Raw genomic sequence first — 20,312 nt, forward strand, 5'->3', positions numbered from 1 at the left:
AATACAGAGAAAAGCATGATAAAATTTTTAATCCAGCGTCCTATTGCCGTGCTGATGGCTTTCACCGCCTGTTTTATAATCGGGCTGGTGACTTATTCTACACTTCCGATATCTCTGCTTCCGAATATCGCTATTCCGGAGATCACTATACAGGTGTCTGCTGCCAATACATCTGCCCGCGAACTGGAAAATACGATTGTGAAACCTTTGCGCAGCCAGTTGATACAGGTTTCTACATTGAAAGATATTCACAGTGAGTCTAGAGACGGCGCCGGTATTATCCGCTTGTCTTTTGATTTCGGTACTAATACGGACCTGGCCTTTATCGAGGTAAATGAAAAGATAGACGCTGCAATGAACTATCTCCCGAAGGAAACGGAACGTCCGAAAGTCATTAAGGCGAGCGCAACGGATATACCTGTTTTTTACCTGAATCTGACTTTGAAGAATGACAGTGCTTATAGCATTACGGGACAACAGTCCTTTCTGGATCTGTGTGAATTTGCGGAATCGGTCATTAAACGTAGGATAGAGCAGCTTGAAGAAGTGGCTATGGTAGATGTGACCGGATTGGTGGAACGTCAGGTGCAGATTGTGCCCGATGAGGATATGCTCTCCATGTTGGGAATTTCTATTGAGGATATAGAATCGACTCTGGCTGCCAATAATGTGGAACCGGGTAGTATGACGGTACGTGACGGATATTATGAATATAACATAAAGTTTTCCACCCTCCTGCGTACTGCGGAAGATGTAGAAAATATTTATCTGCGTAAAGGAGACCGGATTGTGCAGTTAAAGGATTTCTGCCGGGTGAATATCGTGCCCGTAAAAGAAAAAGGGGTATCTGTATCTAACGGGAAAAGGGCAGTGACGCTGGCTGTTATCAAGCAGGCGGATGAGAATATGGATAAGATGAAGAAATCTCTGGTAGAGACGATGGAGTACTTCCAACGGGTATATCCGGATATTGATTTCAGTATCAGCCGTAATCAGACGGAATTGCTGGACTACACAATTTCGAATCTGCAACAGAATCTGTCTTTAGGTTTTCTCTTTATCTGCCTGGTAGCGGTCTTGTTTCTGGGGGATGTAAAATCTCCGTTGGTTATCGGACTTAGCATGGTGGTTTCTATCGTAATCAGTTTCGTTTTCTTCTATCTGTGCAATATGTCCCTGAATATCATTTCACTCGCCGGATTGATTCTGGCATTGGGTATGATGATTGACAGTTCGATTATTGTAACTGAGAATATATCGCAATACCGGGAACGGGGATATTCGTTGCGCCGTGCCTGTATCACGGGAACAAGCGAAGTGGTGACTCCCATGTTGAGTTCCTCCTTAACGACCATTGCCGTGTTTGCACCGTTGATTTTTATGAGTGGTATTGCCGGAGCTATCTTTTACGATCAGGCTTTTTCAGTTACAGTGGGACTTATGGTTTCTTATTTTACGGGTATCATGTTGCTTCCCGTACTTTATCTGCTGGTCTACCGGACCGGTATCCATACCCGGAAATGGAAGTGGCTTTCCTTTAAATTCAATAACCCGATAAAAGATCATACATTAGACCGTTTTTATGATGCGGGGGTGGACTGGGTATTCAGTCATAAAACGTTCAGTGTTTTGTTCTGTGCTATTTCCATTCCGCTTTGTGTATTTTTCTTTTTCTTTATCGACAAGCAGCGTATGCCCGATATTGAGGAGAATGAGTTGATTGCCAGGATTGAGTGGAATGAGAATATTCATGTGGATGAAAACAGGAGGCGTGTGGACGAACTTTTTAAAGAACTGGAAGAACCGGTAGCCGAGCACACGGCGTCCATTGGCAGGCAGGATTTCCTTCTGAACCGTGAAAGGGAGCTTTCTTCTTCCGAGGCTGAACTTTACTTCCGTACGGAGACACCCGAAACTATTTCTCCTTTACAGCAAGAAATTTATCGCAGACTGAAAGAGCGTTATCCGCTTTCTGTCATTTCTTTCTCTCCGCCGGAGACTGTGTTTGAGAAACTCTTTGTCACAGGCGAACCGGATATCATAGCCGAGTTTTATACCCGTAATAAGGCAAAAGCACCGGAAGCGGAAACCATCCGGCGCGTGGAGAAGGACTTGGCACGGAAGACGGGAATCGCCCCTACGGGTATCGCTTTCGAGAATCAACTGAATCTAAGTATTAGCAAAGAGAAACTGTTGCTTTACCGTGTTTCCTATAATGAGCTCTACCGTATCCTGAAAACTGCTTTTCGTGAGAATAGTGTGACAATGTTGCATTCTTACCAACAATATCTTCCGATCAGCGTTGCCGGCAGCGAAAAGACTGTGAATGAAATATTGCAGGAGACGTTGATACAGACTGAACCGGATAATAAAGGAAACATAGAATATATCCCTCTTCGGGAGCTGGTTACGATAGCTCCTGCTGAGGATCTGAAAAGTATTACTTCGGGGCGTAATGGTGAATATGTCCCCTTTAATTTTTATGACGTGCAGAACGGGGACAAGTTGATGCGGGAAGTGAAGCAGGTAGCGGAGGAAACGAAAGAATGGGATACAGGCTTCTCCGGAAGTTTCTTTTCCAACAGGGAGATGTTGGACGAGCTGGTGGTAATCCTGTTTATTTCGTTGTTGCTGATGTACTTTATTCTTGCCTCGCAGTTTGAAAGTTTCCTGCAACCTTTGCTTGTTCTGGCGGAGATACCGATAGATGTGGCCTTTGCGTTATTACTGCTTTGGCTTTGCGGGCATACACTGAATCTGATGTCTGCTATCGGACTTATTGTCACCTGTGGTATTGTAATCAATGACTCTATCCTGAAACTGGACGCTATCAATGAACTGCGCAAAGCGGGTGTTCCGTTGTTGGAGGCTATCCATGAAGCAGGACGCAGGCGTTTGCGCCCGATTATCATGACTTCGCTGACTACTATCTTTGCAATGGTACCGTTACTGTTTTCATCGGATATGGGTTCGGAATTACAGAAACCATTGTCTATCGCCATGATAGGGACAATGTCGGTCGGTACGGCAGTGAGTCTGTTCATCATACCATTGCTTTACTGGTTTATTTACAGAAAGAAAGAAGAAATAAGTAGCAAGTAATAACGAATAGTTCAAATATGAGAGTTATGAATGGATTATTAAATTTTACCACGGAGGAGACAAAGTTATTCTTTTCAGCAAAGAAAAGGATATGGGCATTTCTCTGTATTCTTGGTGTCCTCTGTGGTGAATCCCTGCTTCATGCACAGAAACGTCTGGTACTGGATTTGAACCGGACAATCGCTCTTGCCAATGACAGTTCATTGGAGTCATTCCGTACACAGAATATGTACTTGTCCGGTTATTGGGAGTACAGGACATATAAGGCAAACCGCCTGCCCAGTCTGACGCTGGCTCTTACTCCAGCGCAATATAACCGGGATATTACGAAACGTTACGATTCGGGACAGGATTTGGATGTGTACCGTACGCAACAGTCTTATTATGCTTATGGAGGGTTAAGTGTCCGGCAGAATCTTGACCTGACCGGAGGTACATTTTATCTGGAATCGAATCTTGCCTATATGCGTAATTTCGGGGATAATAGTGCGACACAGATGACCAGTGTCCCGATAAGGATTGGGTATTCGCAAAGTTTGGTAGGGTATAATCCATTCAAATGGGAACGGAAGATAGAGCCTTTGAAATATGAACGTGTGAAAAAGGAATTTCTTTATAATGTGGAGAAAGTTTCGGAAACGGCAACGAGTTATTTCTTCTCTCTGGCTATGGCACAAGCGGAATATAACCTGGCAAAAGAAAATCTGGCTTCTACGGATACGTTGTACCGCATCGGGCAACAACGGCACCGGATCGCAGCTATCTCGCAAGCCGACCTGTTGACTCTGAAGCTGGATCGGGTGAATGCGCAGAACACATTGCAGAATAAAGCAAGCGATTTGAAGCGGGCTATGTTCTCATTGGCTTCTTTTCTCAATCTGGATAAGAATACGCAGATCGAACTGGAACTTCCTTCCCGTCCGGGAATGCTGGAGATTCCGATAGATGAGGCTTTGAGGTGGGGAAGGAGCAACAACCCGCAATTGTTGGAATTGAAACAGAATGTGCTGGAAGCGGAGCGTAATGTAGATAAGACTAAAAAGGAGTCGCGCTTTAATGCAAGTGTGAATGCCAGTATCGGTTTTAATCAGGTGGCGGACAATTTCGGGGATGTCTATCATAAGCCCATGCAGCAGGATTTGGTGGCGGTCAGTGTCTCTATTCCGTTGCTGGACTGGGGCGTCCGCAAAGGAAAGTATAATATGGCACGGAATAACCTGAATGTGGTGAAGATTTCGGCACGCCAGGACGAGATAAGTATTGAGGAGGAAGTGATAATGACAGTGAGTGATTTTAATATCCAGCAACAATTGATTGCCAGTGCGGAAGAAGCTTTGGATTTGTCCATACTCGCTTATAATGAGACAAAGCAGCGTTTTATCATCGGCAAAGCGGATATAAACAGCCTGACTCTTTCTCTGAACAGGCAGCAGCAGGCACAGCGTAACTTTATCTCTGCTTTGCAGAATTACTGGTTGAATTATTACAAGATACGACGGCTTACGTTGTTTGATTTTGCTACAAAACTTTCACTTTCGGACAGGTTCGATTTTAACGGAGGCAAGCTGATCAAATGATAATTGCGGCGTTTATTCTCGGTAGTATCTCCATTAAGTCTATCATAAACAGAGATGCTGTCGCTTATATGACAGAGATTTCTATTTACATAAATAATGGTAATGCAAAATATAAGTCTTGAAATAAAAAAGTCCTCGAAGGCTTCCGCTTTCACCCTGATTGTGGCTTTTGTCTGCGTGGCATTGGTTGGGCTGGCGCTTGTGCCGTTGCTTCCGGTCAAACTGAACCCCTCACGGACATTACCCGGCTTCACGGTGCGTTTCAGTATGCCCGGCACTTCGGCACGCGTGGTGGAAATGACAGCTACCAGCAAACTGGAGGCGATGCTTGCCCGCGTGAAAGGGATTCGGGGTATCTATTCTACTTCAGGAAACGGGTGGGGCAGTATCAGCGTGAATCTGGATAAACATGTGGATGTTGCAGTTGCACGTTTTGAAGCGTCCACCATCATTCGTCAGACATGGCCGGAACTGCCGGACGGGGTGAGCTATCCGTATATTCAGATGCAGAGTCCGGGGCAGAACAACCAGGGCCCTTTTATGGCATTTACGATTAATGCGCCTGCTATTCCCATTCTGATACAACAGTATGCGGAAGAACATATTAAGACACGTTTGGCACAACTTCCGGGAATTTATAAGATTAATCTTGGCGGGGCTACTCCAATGGAATGGCGGTTGGAATATGACTCCGAACAGTTACATACGCTTGGGATAAGTACGGATGATATCCGTCAGGCTGTCCGGTTGCATTACCAAAAAGAGTTTCTGGGTACATACGATATGGAACAGGGGAGTTCGGGCAGGCAATGGATCCGTCTGGCGCTGGTTCCCGAATATAATAACCGGGACTTTGATGCGGAACGGATACAGGTGAAGATGAAAGATGGCAAAATCATTGGTCTGAATGAATTGGTAAAAGTTTCCCGTGTGGAGGAACAGCCGCAAAGTTACTACCGAATTAACGGTCTGAACTCTATCTATCTGTCTGTCGTGGCGGAGGAAACGGCCAATCAGTTGGCATTGAGCAAGGAAGTGAAAGCATATATGGATGATATCCGGTTACTTCTTCCGGCGGGATACGAGATTCATACCAGCTATGATGCAACGGAGTTTATTCAGGAAGAACTGGGGAAGATTTATCTGCGAACGGGGGTGACGGTAGCGATTCTGCTTCTGTTTGTGCTATTGATTACCTTTAGTCCGAAGTATTTGTTTCTGATTGTAACCAGTCTGGCAGTTAATGTAGCGATAGCCGTTATCTTCTATTATGCATTCGGACTTGAAATGCAGTTGTATTCTCTGGCTGGTATCACGGTTTCTCTAAACCTGGTGATTGACAATACGATTGTGATGAGCGACCATTATCTGCGGCGTGGAAACCGGAAGGCTTTTATGTCCGTACTGGCGGCTACGTTGACTACAATGGGGGCTTTGGTCATTATCTTTTTCCTCGATGAGAAGATACGCCTGAACTTGCAGGATTTTGCTGCGGTAGTGATTATTAATCTTGGGGTATCACTGCTGGTTGCCCTGTTTTTTGTTCCTTCCCTGATCGACAAAACCGGATTGAAGCGGAGGAAAAAATTTTCGCTTTCAGATGCGAAGTGGAAGTCGGGAAATATACGTTTCTTTATGTGGATACGTTCTAAAATGCGTCGTTTCCCAGTATATTTCAGCCGTTTTTACAGTTGGCTGATACGGATTCTTTGCCGGTGGAGGGTGGCGGTCTGCATTTTATTGTTGCTGGCTTTCGGATTACCGGTATTTCTGTTGCCGGAAAAGATGAAGGGGGAAGATAAATGGGCGGAATTTTATAATAAGACACTGGGTACTTCTACGTATAAAGAGAAGGTAAAACCGGTAGTGGATAAAGCATTGGGAGGAGCTTTAAGACTTTTTGTACAGAAAGTATATGAAGGAAGTTATTTTACGCGTAATGAAGAAGTGGTGCTTCATGCCAATGCCAATTTGCCGAATGGGAGTACGCTGGAGCAGATGAATACGTTGATTAAGCGAATGGAAACTTACTTGAGCGAATTTAAAGAAATCAAGCAGTTCCAGACGTCTGTGGAAAGTGCACGCAGGGCATCTATTCATATTTATTTCACGAAAGAGCACCAAAAGAGCGGTTTCCCGTATACGCTGAAAGCTAATATGATAAACAAGGCACTTCAATTGGGTGGAGGAGATTGGAGTATTTACGGATTGCAGGACCAAGGATTCAGTAATAATGTGCGTGAGAGTGCGGGTTCATTCCGGGTGAAAATGTATGGGTATAATTATGACGAACTGTATGACCGGGCGGAACAACTGAAAGAGAAGTTCTTGTCTCACCGCCGCATCAAGGAAGTGACGATCGGTTCCGACTTCTCGTGGTGGAAGGATGATTATATGGAATTTTATTTCAGTCTGGACAAGCTCCGAATGGCGGAGGAAAATATCGGAGCCGGAAGATTGTTTTCCGCTATCCGACCGATATATGGACGGAATATGGAGATTGGTTCGGTGACGACGGAAGAAGGTACGGAAAAAATAAAATTGTCTTCCCGCCAGTCGGAAGAAAGGGATGTGTGGGCAATGCAGTATTATCCTTTTTCGGCAGGCGGAAAAGAATATAAACTGTCGGAACTGGCAACAGTGGAAAAAGGGCAGATGCCGCAGGAAGTAGCCAAGGAAAACCAGCAGTACCGGCTGTGCCTGCAATATGAGTATATCGGTTCTTCGGAACAGGGGCATAAGCTGTTGAAGAAAGATCTGGAGGAATTTAATGAGATTCTTCCAATGGGATATACTGCCAAATCGGAGGACAATAACTGGTCGTGGGGAGGAAAGGACAATAAGCAATATCGTCTGTTGCTTATTGTGATTGCTATCATTTTCTTTATTACGAGTATTCTGTTCAATTCTTTGAAACAGCCGTTAGCGATTATTTTTGTGATTCCGGTGTCTTATATCGGAGTGTTTCTTACATTCTACTGGTTCAAACTGAATTTTGATCAGGGAGGTTTTGCTTCTTTTGTTCTGCTTTGCGGTATCACAGTAAATGCTAGTATCTATATCCTGAACGAATATAATTCTATTCGTCAACGTTACCCGCGTCTCTCGCCGCTCCGGGCATACGTGAAAGCCTGGAACACGAAAGTGATTCCTATTTTCCTGACGGTGGTTTCCACTATTCTGGGATTTATTCCTTTCATGATAGGTGCGGAGAAAGAAGGTTTCTGGTTTCCGTTGGCGGCAGGTACGATTGGGGGATTGGTTATGTCGGTAATTGGAGTTTTTATTTTCCTGCCGGTATTGACGCTGAAGAAGAAGTGGTTTACGAGGTCTAAAGCAGTGCTTTAGGGATGCTAAAGCGTAGCTTTAGGACGGATAAAGCTACGCTTTTTATTGTTTTACCAATTATTCCCTGCGTTACTGCTATTGATAAGCATTTCTATCCGTTGCTTATATGAATTCGCTCCTTCGGCAATATTTTTTCCTGCATCTGCAGTTCCCATTCCGTAAACGACAATAGGTGTCTGCCACGCCATACCCGAATGAATAGCACTGCCTTGATACGGACGTAGAAGTTCATCGGTTGTGAATCTGTTTCGCCCGCCACTACGATAAGCGTCGTATTCGGAGCCGGTTGTCGTTACTATCATTAACGGTTTGCCCGCGACAGCCGGAGTCTTGGACAAGTGAGTGAACACTTCGTCCTGCCATTTTTTTAGTAATGACGGGGCAGACATCCAGTAGAAAGGAAACTGGTAGATAACGGCCGAAGCGTCGGAGATGATTTTACTCCATTCGTCCACATTGAAAGCAATGTCCTCTGACAGTTCGTAAAGGTTGAACACCGCCACTCCTTCAATGTCACTGACAGCATCGATTAATGCTTTGTTTGCCTGTGATCCTTTGATGTTGGGGTGTGCCAGCAGAATCACTACTTTTCTTAAGTCTTTATTCATAATCAGTCAAGTATTTGGGATGAAACAATTACACGTCTTATATAATAAGGTCTAAAAATAAGAAAAAGTTCTCGAAAAGCAATATCTTAATTAAAAATAAAACAATCCCTCTTTGCTTTTGAATTTGTATTTTTGCATCCGTATTTGTAAGACGTTACTTTAGATAACAATATTGTATATGATAGATTTTACCCAGTTTCCTTCTCCCTGCTACATCATGGAAGAAGAACTTTTAAGAAAGAACTTGAGTTTGATAAAAAGCGTAGCCGACAGGGCGGGAGTGGAGATTATTCTTGCTTTCAAGTCGTTTGCTATGTGGCGCTCTTTCCCTATATTCCGTGAATACATAGACCATTCTACAGCAAGCTCGGTCTATGAGGCACGTTTGGCGCTGGAAGAGTTCGGAAGTAAGGCACATACTTATTCACCTGCATATACAGAACAGGATTTCCCGGAAATCATGCGTTGCAGTAGCCATATTACTTTTAATTCTATGGCACAGTTCGAACGTTTCTATCCGATGACCGTAGCAAAAGGAGGCGGTATCTCTTGTGGTATCCGTGTGAACCCTGAATATTCGGAGGTAGAAACGGAACTTTACAATCCTTGCGCTCCCGGTACGCGTTTCGGAATTACTGCCGATTTATTGCCGGATACGTTGCCACAAGGTATCGAAGGCTTTCATTGCCATTGCCATTGCGAGTCTTCTTCTTTTGAGTTGGAACGAACGTTGGAACATCTCGAAGAAAAGTTTTCCCGTTGGTTTCCGCAACTGAAATGGTTGAATCTGGGCGGCGGACATCTGATGACACGTAAAGATTATGATACGGAACATCTGATAAAATTATTGCAGGGACTGAAAGCCCGTTATCCTCATTTACGTATTATTCTTGAACCCGGTTCGGCCTTTACCTGGCAGACGGGTGTGCTGACTTCTGAAGTCGTGGATATTGTAGAAAGCCGTGGTATTAAAACTGCCATATTGAATGTCAGCTTCACCTGCCACATGCCCGACTGTCTGGAAATGCCTTATCAGCCTGCCGTTCGCGGTGCGGAAATGGGAAATGAAGGAAAATATATTTATCGTTTAGGAGGAAACTCCTGTTTGAGCGGTGACTATATGGGGCTGTGGAGTTTCGATCATGAACTGCAAATCGGAGAACGGATCGTGTTTGAAGATATGATTCATTACACCATGGTAAAGACGAATATGTTTAACGGAATTCATCATCCTGCCATTGCTTTGTGGACGAAAGAAGGGAAGGCTGAAATATACAAACAATTTTCTTATGAAGATTATCGTGACCGAATGAGTTGATAATCAAAAAGATTGTTTGGCGGTGGAGGCAAAGTGCAGAGATTTCTGTGAAAAAAAGTGTGCAGAATGTTTGCAGGTTTACGGAAAATCCCTACCTTTGCAACCGCAAACGAAAAAATGCGGAAATAGCTCAGTTGGTAGAGCATAACCTTGCCAAGGTTAGGGTCGCGAGTTCGAGTCTCGTTTTCCGCTCATGTTTCTTTGAAATGTTGGAACAATAATCTTTGCCCAGGTGGCGGAATTGGTAGACGCGCACGTTTCAGGTGCGTGTGTCGAGAGGCATGCAGGTTCGAGTCCTGTTCTGGGCACAGAGATTATACTTTTAGAATTCTGGAGAGGTGGCGGAATTGGTAGACGCGCTACTTTGAGGGGGTAGTGACAGTTATGTCGTGGGAGTTCGAGTCTCCTTCTCTTCACAGTTCATGAAAGGTTATTTGCGGAAATAGCTCAGTTGGTAGAGCATAACCTTGCCAAGGTTAGGGTCGCGAGTTCGAGTCTCGTTTTCCGCTCTTGTTTCTTTGAAATGATGGAACTAAGTTTTGCCCAGGTGGCGGAATTGGTAGACGCGCACGTTTCAGGTGCGTGTGTCGAGAGGCATGCAGGTTCGAGTCCTGTTCTGGGCACCAATCTTTCAGATTACTACTGGATGAAGAAATTTAGTTTGCGGAAATAGCTCAGTTGGTAGAGCATAACCTTGCCAAGGTTAGGGTCGCGAGTTCGAGTCTCGTTTTCCGCTCCAAATAGAACAAGGTTGTCAGTCGATAAGATTGACAACCTTTTTTTTGTATTATATCGGAAGTTTACCGGACTATTTTATCGATAGATTGAATAGAAAAGCGTAATTTTGCAATTGAAAAAATCAGTGTACTTCCCCCAAAAAGAGTGTCATTGATTCACACAGGCCTATAATTAATTTAATAATAGCGATATGTTAACACAAATCATTAATGCACGCATCCTGACGCCTCAAGGTTGGCTGAAAGATGGATCAGTGCTTATTCGCGACAACAAAATTCTGGAAGTAACCAATTGTGACCTTGCAATTATTGGAGCTAAACTTATCGACGCCAAAGGAATGTATATCGTTCCCGGAGGAGTGGAAATCCACGTTCATGGCGGCGGTGGAAGAGACTTCATGGAAGGCACGGAAGAAGCTTTCCGGGTAGCTGTCAAAGCTCACATGCAGCATGGTACGACCAGTATTTTCCCCACTCTTTCTTCTTCTACCATTCCTATGATTCGTGCAGCCGCAGAGACTACCGAGAAGATGATGGCGGAACCGGACAGCCCTGTATTAGGACTTCATCTGGAAGGACATTATTTCAATATGGCTATGGCAGGCGGACAGATTCCCGAAAATATCAAAAACCCCGATCCGGAAGAATATATCCCGTTACTGGAGGAAACTCGTTGTATCAAGCGTTGGGATGCTGCGCCGGAGCTTCCGGGAGCCATGCAATTCGGTAAATACATCACGGCGAAAGGAGTGTTGGCTTCCGTAGGACATACGCAGGCGGAGTTTGAGGACATACAGACTGCCTATGAAGCCGGATATACCCATGCTACTCATTTCTATAATGCAATGCCGGGATTCCATAAACGGAAAGAATATAAATACGAAGGTACGGTAGAAAGTATTTACCTGATTGACGACATGACGGTCGAAGTGGTGGCTGACGGTATTCATGTACCACCTACTATTCTGCGTCTTGTTTATAAGATAAAAGGAGTGGAGCGTACCTGCCTGATAACGGATGCACTGGCTTGTGCGGCCAGTGACAGCCAGACTGCTTTTGACCCGCGCGTGATTATTGAAGACGGAGTATGCAAGCTGGCCGACCGTTCTGCTTTGGCAGGAAGTGTGGCTACTATGGACCGCTTGATTCGTACCATGGTGCAGAAAGCGGAAATACCTTTGGCGGATGTGATACGCATGGTATCCGAAACGCCTGCCCGCATAATGGGAGTACTTGACCGCAAAGGAACGCTTGAACGTGGTAAGGATGCCGATATTATTGCCCTCGACAGAGACTTGAATGTGAGAGCCGTATGGGCAATGGGGCAATTAGTGGAAGGTACCAATAAACTGTTTTAAATCTAATAAATAAAGAAGACTATGTTAACTCAGATAATTAACGGTAGAATACTTACCCCGCAAGGCTGGCTGAAAGACGGTTCGGTATTGATTTGTGACGGAAAAATATTAGAGGTGACCAACAGTGACCTGGCAGTTATCGGTGCAACGGTTATTGACGCCCGGGGAATGACAATCGTACCGGGATTTGTCAGTATGCACGCGCACGGAGGTGGCGGACATGATTTTACCGAAGCTACGGAAGAAGCATTCCGCATGGCAACTACCGCGCATTTGAAGCATGGCGCCACCAGTATGTTTCCTACTTTGTCATCCACATCGTTTGAAAAACTTTATCAGGCTGTCGATGTGTGTGAGGGATTGATGCAGGAACCGGATTCTCCAATTCTCGGTCTGCATATTGAGGGACCTTATTTGAATCCGAAAATGGCAGGAAGCCAGTATGAAGGTTTTCTGAAAACTCCTGATGAGAATGAATATATTCCGTTATTGGAACATACTACTTGTATCAAGCGTTGGGATATCAGCCCGGAATTACGTGGAGCGCATGATTTCGCCAAATATACCCGTTCAAAGGGAATAATGACGGCAGTTACACATACAGAAGCCGAATATGATGAGATTAAAGCGGCGTATGCGGTGGGCTTCTCACATGCTGCTCATTTTTACAATGCAATGCCGGGTTTCCACAAACGCCGTGAATATAAATATGAAGGGACGGTGGAGAGTGTATATCTGACAGACGGAATGACGGTAGAAGTTATTGCGGACGGCATTCATTTGCCTGCCACTATTCTGAAACTGGTTTATAAACTGAAAGGAGTGGAGAATACGTGTCTGGTGACTGATGCGCTGGCTTACGCTGCTTACGAAGGACATGAACCGATTGACTCGCGTTATATTATTGAAGATGGAGTGTGTAAAATGGCAGACCATTCCGCGCTGGCCGGTAGTTTGGCTACAATGGATGTGTTGGTGCGTACAATGGTAAAGAAAGCAAATATTCCTTTGGAGGATGCAGTGCGCATGGCTTCCGAGACTCCCGCCCGTTTGATTGGAGTCAGTGACCGGAAAGGGGCATTGGCTAAAGGGCTGGATGCAGATATTGTGATTCTCGATAAGGAGTTGAATGTACGTTGTGTGTGGTCAATGGGAAAGATTGTTCCGGGTACTGATGTTCTTCTGCATAAATAATAATTGCCGGATGAGCGATGTTTGATAGATAACATCCGGTGTTTTAATGAAAATAAAAGTCCGAATCTGAGGTTTGCCTGCAAAGCAAATCAGATTCGGACTTTCTTTATAAAGAAAAGTCGCATACAATTAAGTGTTTCTTCTTTATGGATTGTATTATATATAAACAGATAATTGTACTATGAAAGTAAAGCATTTAGTTGTAGCTTTTCTGTGTATGCTGGGATGTTGTGCGTGTAGCAGTCCGAAAACAGAAGTAAAATCACCGGACGGTCACATCAAGATGACGTTGACGGTAGATGAGAATGGTACTCCGTTTTATAATGTGTCGGTAAATGATTCATTGCTGATAGAAAATTCAAAAATGGGTTTTGTGGAGGGAAACGGTGTTATTCTGGGAGGAGGCTTCCGGATAGAGAAAACCACATTCGACAGCAAAGATGAAACATGGACGCAGCCGTGGGGAGAAAATAAAACCAACCGGAACCATTATAATGAAATGGCTGTCAATCTGATTAATGAGGATCAGGTGCAGTTGACCCTTCGTTTCCGGGTTTTCAATGACGGAGTAGGGTTCCGTTATGAATATAATGTTCCCAATGTGGATTCTCTGATGATAACTGATGAACTGACTACTTTCCACTTCCGTCAGGACGGTACCTCATGGTCGATTCCTGCGAGTGCCGAGACTTATGAATTGCTTTATAAGCAGCAGCCTATTTCCGAAGTGGAGACAGCCAATACTCCTTTTACCTTTAAGACGGCGGATGGTGTTTACGGAAGTATCCATGAAGCGGCATTGTATGATTTCTCCGAAATGACGCTGAAACAAATCGGAGATTACACTTTGAAGGCGGAACTTACTCCCTGGCCGGACGGTATCAAGGTACGCAAAAGCAACCATTTTACAACTTCCTGGCGTACTATCCAGATTGCTCCGGAAGCTGTCGGATTAATCAATTCTTCCCTGATCCTGAACCTGAATGACCCTTGTGTGTTGGAAACTACTGATTGGATTCGTCCTTTGAAATATATCGGTGTATGGTGGGGGATGCATCTGGGTGTAGAGACTTGGAAAATGGATGAACGCCACGGTGCTACCACTGTCAATGCCAAAAAATATATCGACTTCGCTGCTGCCAATAATATAGAAGCGGTATTGTTTGAAGGCTGGAATGAAGGTTGGGAAAGTTGGGGCGGTATGCAGAATTTTGATTTTACGAAACCTTACGCTGACTTTGACATAGATGAAATAGTACGTTATGCCAAGGAAAAAGGAATCGAAATCATTGGACACCATGAAACAGGAGGAAATATCCCGAACTATGAACGGCAAATGGTTCATGCAATGCAATGGTATACCGACCACAGCATCCACATCCTGAAAACAGGTTATGCAGGAGCTTTCCCGAACGGGCTTTCACATCATGGACAATATGGAGTCAACCATTATCAGAAGGTAGTGGAAACAGCTGCGGAGCATAGAATGACATTGGATGCACACGAACCGATTAAGGATACCGGTATCCGCCGTACATGGCCTAACATGATGACGCGCGAAGGAGCCAGAGGTATGGAATGGAATGCATGGAGTGAAGGAAATCCGCCGTCTCATCATGTAATGTTGCCGTTTACCCGCTTGCTGTCCGGTCCAATGGACTACACTCCGGGAACTTTTGATATTTTGTTCCAGCAAACCAAAGACTCTCCCCGTCGTCGGAAATGGAATGACCAGGATAAGGGGAACAGCCGTGTCAACACAACATTGGCGAAGCAGATTGCCAATTGGGTGATTCTATATTCTCCCTTGCAAATGGCTTCTGATATGATTGAGCATTATGAAGGACATCCTGCTTTCCGGTTCTTCCGCGATTTCGACCCGGATTGTGACGAATCCAAGGCATTGGCAGGAGAACCGGGAGAGTTTGTAGCTGTTGTACGTAAAGCGAAAAATAATTATTTCTTCGGAGCAGCTACCAATGAGGCTCCCCGAACACTGGAAATAAAACTGGACTTCCTGAAACCGGGCAAACAATATAAAGCTGTTATCTATGCCGACGGTGAGAAGGCGGACTGGAAAACGAATCCGGCAGATTATCAGATTACGGAACAAACTGTCACAGCTGAAAATACGCTGACTGTACGTATGGCTGCCGGAGGAGGACAGGCTATTTCGTTCATACAACTTTAAGAAAAAATAGGTTAAGATTTAATAGAGGTTTATTGTGTTAGGGATAGGTTTGGTTTTAAGGTAAAAGATTGTTGAATGATGATAGATTAAGGAAATAAAGTTGGTTAGGTTAGAAAAAACGGTGAACAAGCACAGGGGTTTGTTCACCGTTTTTATTTATCTTGTCTTTTGTATACGAAAAAGATCTTATCCTTTTGCTTCCTGATACATGAAACGTTTGATTGATTTCTTCGCTGTCTTTTCAAATTCCTCGAAATGAATTTTAATCTTGCTGATCTGGCAGTAGTTAGGCAATTGTTGATTCAGTTCGACACGGTTGACTTCCATAGCTTTCTGGATATCGTTTTGCTGCAATCCGTGAGCAAATGCATCGTCAAAATCCGGATAGATAAGCGCCACCAGTTTGTCGTGTTGCAATACGATTAATGATTCCGCCACATACGGCATATTATTCAGTTTGCTTTCTATCTCTTCCGGATAGATATTCTGTCCGCTGGAAGTGAGAAGCATATTCTTGCTACGTCCGCGAACAGTTACATAACCTTCTTCATCCATAACGCCCAGATCTCCTGTATGCAACCACCCGTTTACATCAATGATTTGTGCGGTAGCTTCCGGATTCTTATAATATCCGAGCATCATATTCGCTCCCCTGCAAACAATCTCTCCGGCATGAGTTTTAGGATCCGGGGAATCAATGCGGACTTCCATTCGGGTGGTGGCCTTTCCGCAGGAAGCAAGTTTCAATGTATCCCAACGGCTGGAGCAGATAATCGGACCACATTCTGTCATGCCATAAGCAATGGTGTAGGGGAAACCTATCTTTTTGAGAAAAGCTTCTACTTCGGCATTGAAAGGAGCGCCGCCGATAATGATTTCGTCGAAATTACCTCCGAAGATTTCCATAGCTGCCTGGCGGGCCAACGATTTGATTTTGTCATTGACGATAGGTACTTTGAGCAATAACTTTCCGATTTTGCTATCCACTTTAGGGAGGATATCTTTCTTGATAATCTTTTCTACAATCAAAGGTACGCAAGAGATAACTCTGGGCTTAATCTCCGAGAAAGATTGTGAGATGATTTTCGGAGACGGCATACGTGTCAGGAAATAGATATGCGCACCTGCGGAGAAGCCATATAAGAAATCGTATACCATACCGAAAACGTGTCCCATAGGAAGCATGGAAACGATATGGTCGCCCGGTTTGACGGGAAGCATTTCAAAACAATAGGCCACATTCGACCAGATACTGCGATAGGGGAGCATGACACCTTTTGAATAGCCTGTGGTTCCTGAAGTATAGTTGATAATAGCCAGTTCCTCGGGCCTGTCTTTCCGGTAACAGATATGCTCCGGGCGGAAATTCTTCGGGTAACGTTGACCGTATATCGCATTCCGGTGTTCGAAAGCATATGTCAGTTTTTCATTGCGTGATACCAATGATGAGAAATCGGTGAGTGACGCGATTCCTTCCAACAGGGGCATGGCGTCTTCATTCAGGTTTTCCCATGCCTGGTCGCCGACAAAAAGCAGTTTGGCTTCGGAGTGGTTGACAATATTATGGATATTATCCGCTTTAAATTCATGGAGAATAGGAACAATTACGGCTCCGTAAGTGATAGTAGCCAGAAAAGTGACAGCCCAATGGGCACTGTTACGTCCGCAGACTGCTATCTTGTCTCCCGGCTGAATACCGGCACTTTCTAAAACAATGTGGAATTTAGCTATTTTACGAGCCACATCTTTATATTGGAGGGTAATTCCTTTGTAGTCAGTCAAAGAGTCTTTATCCCAGTTCTTGATAATGCTTTGTTCAATATAGTCGATGAACTGATGTTCTTGTTCCATTCGTTTTTGCACATTTAGTTTAAAACTGCGCAAAATTAATACTTCATTAATGTAACCCGAATTTTACAATTAAGTTTTACGGTTAATTAACGGGGGATGTTTGAACATATTTCGTCCCCCGCCTTATTCGGATTCGTTCACTTCCTCTTTTGATTTTTCGGAGATAAGGAGCAACTTGTCTCCTACATGAAGTTTCAGTGTTCCGTTAGGAATTAAAAACTCATCTCCGCGTTTCACTATCATAACCAATGTTCCTTTGGGAAGATTCATATCCTTCAAGGTATCTGCTTCTTCCAGCATTTCCGTGGTAATGGTCATGTCGCTAAGGTCGGAGTCTATTTCTTCCGGCAGCTCCACTCCAAAGTCATTCCCTGTTTTCTCCAGTGGTTTGGAGAGGTTCAGCATGCGGGCAACGAAAGAAATCGTTGTTCCCTGCACAACCAACGAGACAATGGTAATGAAGAATACGATATTAAAGATGATATTCGAACCTTCCACGCCTGCAACTACCGGATAGGTGGCAAAGATGATAGGTACGGCACCGCGTAGTCCTACCCATGATACGAACAACCGTGATTTCATGGTAATCTTCCGGAAAGGGAGCAGGCAGAGGAACACGCTTAACGGACGCCCGATGAGAATCATAAAGACACCGATCAACAAGGCTACTACTGCTACTTCCAGCATTTCGTGCGGATTGACGAGAAGTCCGAGGCAAAGGAACATGATGATTTGGAACAGCCAGGTCAATCCGTCCATAAATGTGTAGATGTCCTTGCGGTGCATGATTTTATTGTTTCCTACCATGATACCTGCGATGTATACGGCAAGGTAACCGTTACCTTTCAGCAAGTCGGTGATAGAAAAGGTGAAGAATACAAAAGCCAGCAATAATATCGGATACAATGCCTGGTTGTCAATATTGAGTTTGTTCAGCATACGGATAGCCAGCTTTCCGAGTACATATCCGGCACCTGCACCTACCATAAACTGAATGACAAATGAACCGACAATAGCACCGACTCCCATACCTGCCGATTGGATAAACTGTATCAGCACAATGGTCAGCATATACGCCATAGGGTCATTACTACCACTTTCCAATTCCAACATGGGACGGAGGTTATGTTTCAGATTCATTTTCTGCGAACGCAGGATAGCGAATACGGAGGCCGAGTCGGTAGACGACATAGTAGCTGCCAATAACAATGAAGTCGTGATAGGCAGATAAATATTTGTCCAACTCATGCCGGATAGCCACCAGATAAACAATCCGGTGAAAAGGGCAGTGAGTAAAACTCCGACGGTAGAAAGCACGATACCTGGTCCTAAAATGGGTTTGATTTCTTTGAACTTCGTATCCATACCTCCCGAAAACAAGATGATGCTTAATGCAACCATACCAATGAATTGTGCATCTTTGGCGTCATGGAACTGGAGTCCGAGCCCGTCACTTCCGAATAGCATTCCTACTACAAGGAATAGTAATAAAGTGGGCACTCCGAAGCGGTATCCGGTTTTTCCAACAACAATGCTGACGAAAAGTAAGATAGAACCAATAAGTAAGGTGTTTTCTGCTGTAAATATCATAGGCAATATATTATTAAGTTATAAAATTGTCGTATTCGTTCTCACCGTGCGAAGTTACACATTATTAACAACAAATTAAAGGGCTTTTTGGATGTATTTTTGTGAAAAAAGGTAGTTAAATTGTCTAAAAAGATTAATTTTGCACTCAATTAATCTACATCATACTTATGGATTCAAATAATCTTACTCCTTTAAGGAAAGGGATAGTGGGAGTACAATTCCTGTTTGTAGCCTTTGGAGCTACGGTCCTTGTACCGTTATTGGTCGGGCTCGACCCTTCCACTGCTTTATTTACCGCCGGAATCGGTACTCTTATCTTTCACGCTGTCACTCGTGGGAAGGTTCCTATTTTCTTGGGAAGTAGTTTTGCTTTTATTGCTCCTATCATAAAAGCGACGGAACTTTACGGATTACCCGGCACTTTATCGGGCATGGTAGGGGTTGCGCTTGTTTATTTTGTAATGAGTGCGCTTGTCAAGTGGCAGGGGATAAGGGTAATTGAGAAATTGTTTCCTCCGGTTGTCATAGGTCCGGTCATTATTCTGATTGGACTGTCTCTGGCGGGAACCGGTGTGAATATGGCAAAAGAAAACTGGGTGCTGGCCTTGTTGTCGTTGGTTACTGCGGTTATTGTTTCGATGAAAGCGAAAGGACTTTTAAAACTGATACCTATCTTTTGTGGGATTATAGTAGGTTATCTGGCCGCATGGCTTTTCTATGATTTGGATTTATCCGGTGTCAGAGATGCGGCATGGATTGGTTTGCCTCAATTTGTTTTCCCTAAGTTTTCGTGGGAACCGGTGCTGTTTATGATTCCGGTAGCGATTGCTCCGGTGATAGAGCATATTGGTGATGTATATGTGGTCAACACTGTTGCCGGAAAAGATTTTGTGAAAGACCCCGGTCTGCATCGTACTTTATTGGGAGACGGTCTGGCTTGTTTTTTTGCCGGACTGGTAGGCGGCCCTCCTGTAACTACTTATTCCGAAGTAACGGGTGCCATGTCTCTGACGAAGATCACTAATCCGCAGGTAATCCGGATTGCCGCGTTTTCTGCTATCTTATTTTCTGTTATAGGTAAGATCAGTGCATTGTTGAAATCAATTCCGAGTGCAGTGTTGGGTGGAATTATGCTTTTACTCTTCGGTACAATAGCCTGTGCGGGTATAGCCAATCTGGTAAATAATTGTATTGACTTGAGTCGTACAAGGAATATTATCATCGTATCTTTAACATTGACTGTCGGTATCGGCGGAGCTGTTTTTACCTGGGGGGAATTTTCTTTATCCGGTATCGGACTGGCAGCTTTGGTAGGCGTACTCCTTAATTTGATTTTGCCGAGAAATGACTGACCGGAAAGAATAAGTTGATTCTACTATAAATTTCAGGCGCGGACGATACAAAAACATTGCATTGTCCGTGCCTTTATGTAAGATTC

11 protein-coding genes and 6 tRNA genes are annotated in these 20,312 nt (G+C 44.2%); 14 read left to right on the forward strand and 3 right to left on the reverse strand.

Annotated features, from left to right (window positions below; translation table 11 throughout):
- Window positions 1-15: 15 nt before the first annotated feature.
- The 3 genes from CGC64_RS12400 (at window position 16) to CGC64_RS12410 (ending at window position 8,027) form a co-directional block, all read left to right on the forward strand.
- Window positions 16-3,102, forward strand: a complete 3,087-nt coding sequence (locus CGC64_RS12400) for an efflux RND transporter permease subunit (protein ID WP_005676133.1) — start codon at window positions 16-18, stop codon at window positions 3,100-3,102.
- Between the two features lie 17 nt (window positions 3,103-3,119).
- A complete protein-coding gene (locus CGC64_RS12405) occupies window positions 3,120-4,679 on the forward strand; it encodes a TolC family protein (protein WP_394798204.1) in 1,560 nt (519 codons plus the stop codon).
- Window positions 4,680-4,781: 102 nt separating this feature from the next.
- Window positions 4,782-8,027, forward strand: coding sequence for an efflux RND transporter permease subunit (locus tag CGC64_RS12410; RefSeq protein ID WP_032855042.1), 3,246 nt, complete (start codon window positions 4,782-4,784; stop codon window positions 8,025-8,027).
- A gap of 50 nt (window positions 8,028-8,077) precedes the next feature.
- Here the strand turns inward: CGC64_RS12410 and CGC64_RS12415 are convergent, their stop codons facing one another.
- Window positions 8,078-8,635 carry an NAD(P)H-dependent oxidoreductase gene (locus CGC64_RS12415; RefSeq protein ID WP_005676129.1) on the reverse strand — a complete coding sequence of 186 codons (558 nt, stop codon included), beginning with the start codon at window positions 8,633-8,635 and terminating at the stop codon, window positions 8,078-8,080.
- A gap of 178 nt (window positions 8,636-8,813) precedes the next feature.
- On the opposite strand from CGC64_RS12415, the gene nspC reads away from it, so the two are divergent.
- From nspC to CGC64_RS12470, 10 genes are all read left to right on the forward strand, one after another.
- Entirely contained in the window at window positions 8,814-9,953 is a 1,140-nt protein-coding gene (gene nspC / locus CGC64_RS12420) for a carboxynorspermidine decarboxylase (protein ID WP_032854978.1), read from the forward strand.
- A 119-nt stretch (window positions 9,954-10,072) separates the two neighbouring features.
- A tRNA-Gly gene (locus CGC64_RS12430) sits at window positions 10,073-10,145 on the forward strand.
- A 34-nt stretch (window positions 10,146-10,179) separates the two neighbouring features.
- A tRNA-Leu gene (locus tag CGC64_RS12435) sits at window positions 10,180-10,261 on the forward strand.
- Between the two features lie 24 nt (window positions 10,262-10,285).
- Window positions 10,286-10,369, forward strand: a tRNA-Leu gene (locus CGC64_RS12440).
- Between the two features lie 20 nt (window positions 10,370-10,389).
- A tRNA-Gly gene (locus tag CGC64_RS12445) sits at window positions 10,390-10,462 on the forward strand.
- 32 nt (window positions 10,463-10,494) lie between these two features.
- Window positions 10,495-10,579 (forward strand) — tRNA-Leu (locus CGC64_RS12450).
- 37 nt (window positions 10,580-10,616) lie between these two features.
- Window positions 10,617-10,692: transfer RNA gene (locus CGC64_RS12455), tRNA-Gly, on the forward strand.
- 189 nt (window positions 10,693-10,881) lie between these two features.
- Window positions 10,882-12,048: an N-acetylglucosamine-6-phosphate deacetylase gene (gene nagA, locus CGC64_RS12460; RefSeq protein WP_005676127.1), complete on the forward strand. Its 1,167-nt coding sequence runs from the start codon at window positions 10,882-10,884 to the stop codon at window positions 12,046-12,048.
- Window positions 12,049-12,069: 21 nt separating this feature from the next.
- The gene (gene nagA, locus CGC64_RS12465) at window positions 12,070-13,242 is read left to right on the forward strand and encodes an N-acetylglucosamine-6-phosphate deacetylase (protein WP_005676125.1); all 1,173 of its coding nucleotides are present in this window, start codon (window positions 12,070-12,072) and stop codon (window positions 13,240-13,242) included.
- A gap of 181 nt (window positions 13,243-13,423) precedes the next feature.
- Window positions 13,424-15,433, forward strand: coding sequence for a glycoside hydrolase family 97 protein (locus tag CGC64_RS12470; protein ID WP_005676123.1), 2,010 nt, complete (start codon window positions 13,424-13,426; stop codon window positions 15,431-15,433).
- Between the two features lie 186 nt (window positions 15,434-15,619).
- Here the strand turns inward: CGC64_RS12470 and CGC64_RS12475 are convergent, their stop codons facing one another.
- Window positions 15,620-17,284: a long-chain fatty acid--CoA ligase gene (locus CGC64_RS12475; protein WP_005676122.1), complete on the reverse strand. Its 1,665-nt coding sequence runs from the start codon at window positions 17,282-17,284 to the stop codon at window positions 15,620-15,622.
- A 123-nt stretch (window positions 17,285-17,407) separates the two neighbouring features.
- The gene (locus tag CGC64_RS12480; protein ID WP_005676121.1) at window positions 17,408-18,874 is read right to left on the reverse strand and encodes a potassium/proton antiporter; all 1,467 of its coding nucleotides are present in this window, start codon (window positions 18,872-18,874) and stop codon (window positions 17,408-17,410) included.
- A gap of 167 nt (window positions 18,875-19,041) precedes the next feature.
- Here CGC64_RS12480 and CGC64_RS12485 point away from each other — a divergent pair, with 167 nt between their 5' ends.
- Window positions 19,042-20,226, forward strand: coding sequence for a uracil-xanthine permease family protein (locus CGC64_RS12485; protein WP_005676120.1), 1,185 nt, complete (start codon window positions 19,042-19,044; stop codon window positions 20,224-20,226).
- Window positions 20,227-20,312 lie beyond the last annotated feature (86 nt).

The sequence above is a fragment of the Bacteroides caccae genome, assembly GCF_002222615.2.
Taxonomy (GTDB): Bacteria; Bacteroidota; Bacteroidia; order Bacteroidales; family Bacteroidaceae; genus Bacteroides; species Bacteroides caccae.

Excerpts from the sequence above, each read along its gene's own strand:
- nagA (WP_005676127.1), top strand. The coding sequence starts at position 10,882 with ATGTTAACACAAATCATTAATGCACGCATCCTGACGCCTCAAGGTTGG.
- CGC64_RS12475 (WP_005676122.1), bottom strand. The coding sequence starts at position 17,284 with ATGGAACAAGAACATCAGTTCATCGACTATATTGAACAAAGCATTATC.
- nspC (WP_032854978.1), top strand. The coding sequence starts at position 8,814 with ATGATAGATTTTACCCAGTTTCCTTCTCCCTGCTACATCATGGAAGAA.
- CGC64_RS12405 (WP_394798204.1), top strand. The coding sequence starts at position 3,120 with ATGAGAGTTATGAATGGATTATTAAATTTTACCACGGAGGAGACAAAG.
- CGC64_RS12410 (WP_032855042.1), top strand. The coding sequence starts at position 4,782 with ATGCAAAATATAAGTCTTGAAATAAAAAAGTCCTCGAAGGCTTCCGCT.
- nagA (WP_005676125.1), top strand. The coding sequence starts at position 12,070 with ATGTTAACTCAGATAATTAACGGTAGAATACTTACCCCGCAAGGCTGG.
- CGC64_RS12415 (WP_005676129.1), bottom strand. The coding sequence starts at position 8,635 with ATGAATAAAGACTTAAGAAAAGTAGTGATTCTGCTGGCACACCCCAAC.
- CGC64_RS12480 (WP_005676121.1), bottom strand. The coding sequence starts at position 18,874 with ATGATATTTACAGCAGAAAACACCTTACTTATTGGTTCTATCTTACTT.
- CGC64_RS12470 (WP_005676123.1), top strand. The coding sequence starts at position 13,424 with ATGAAAGTAAAGCATTTAGTTGTAGCTTTTCTGTGTATGCTGGGATGT.
- CGC64_RS12400 (WP_005676133.1), top strand. The coding sequence starts at position 16 with ATGATAAAATTTTTAATCCAGCGTCCTATTGCCGTGCTGATGGCTTTC.
- CGC64_RS12485 (WP_005676120.1), top strand. The coding sequence starts at position 19,042 with ATGGATTCAAATAATCTTACTCCTTTAAGGAAAGGGATAGTGGGAGTA.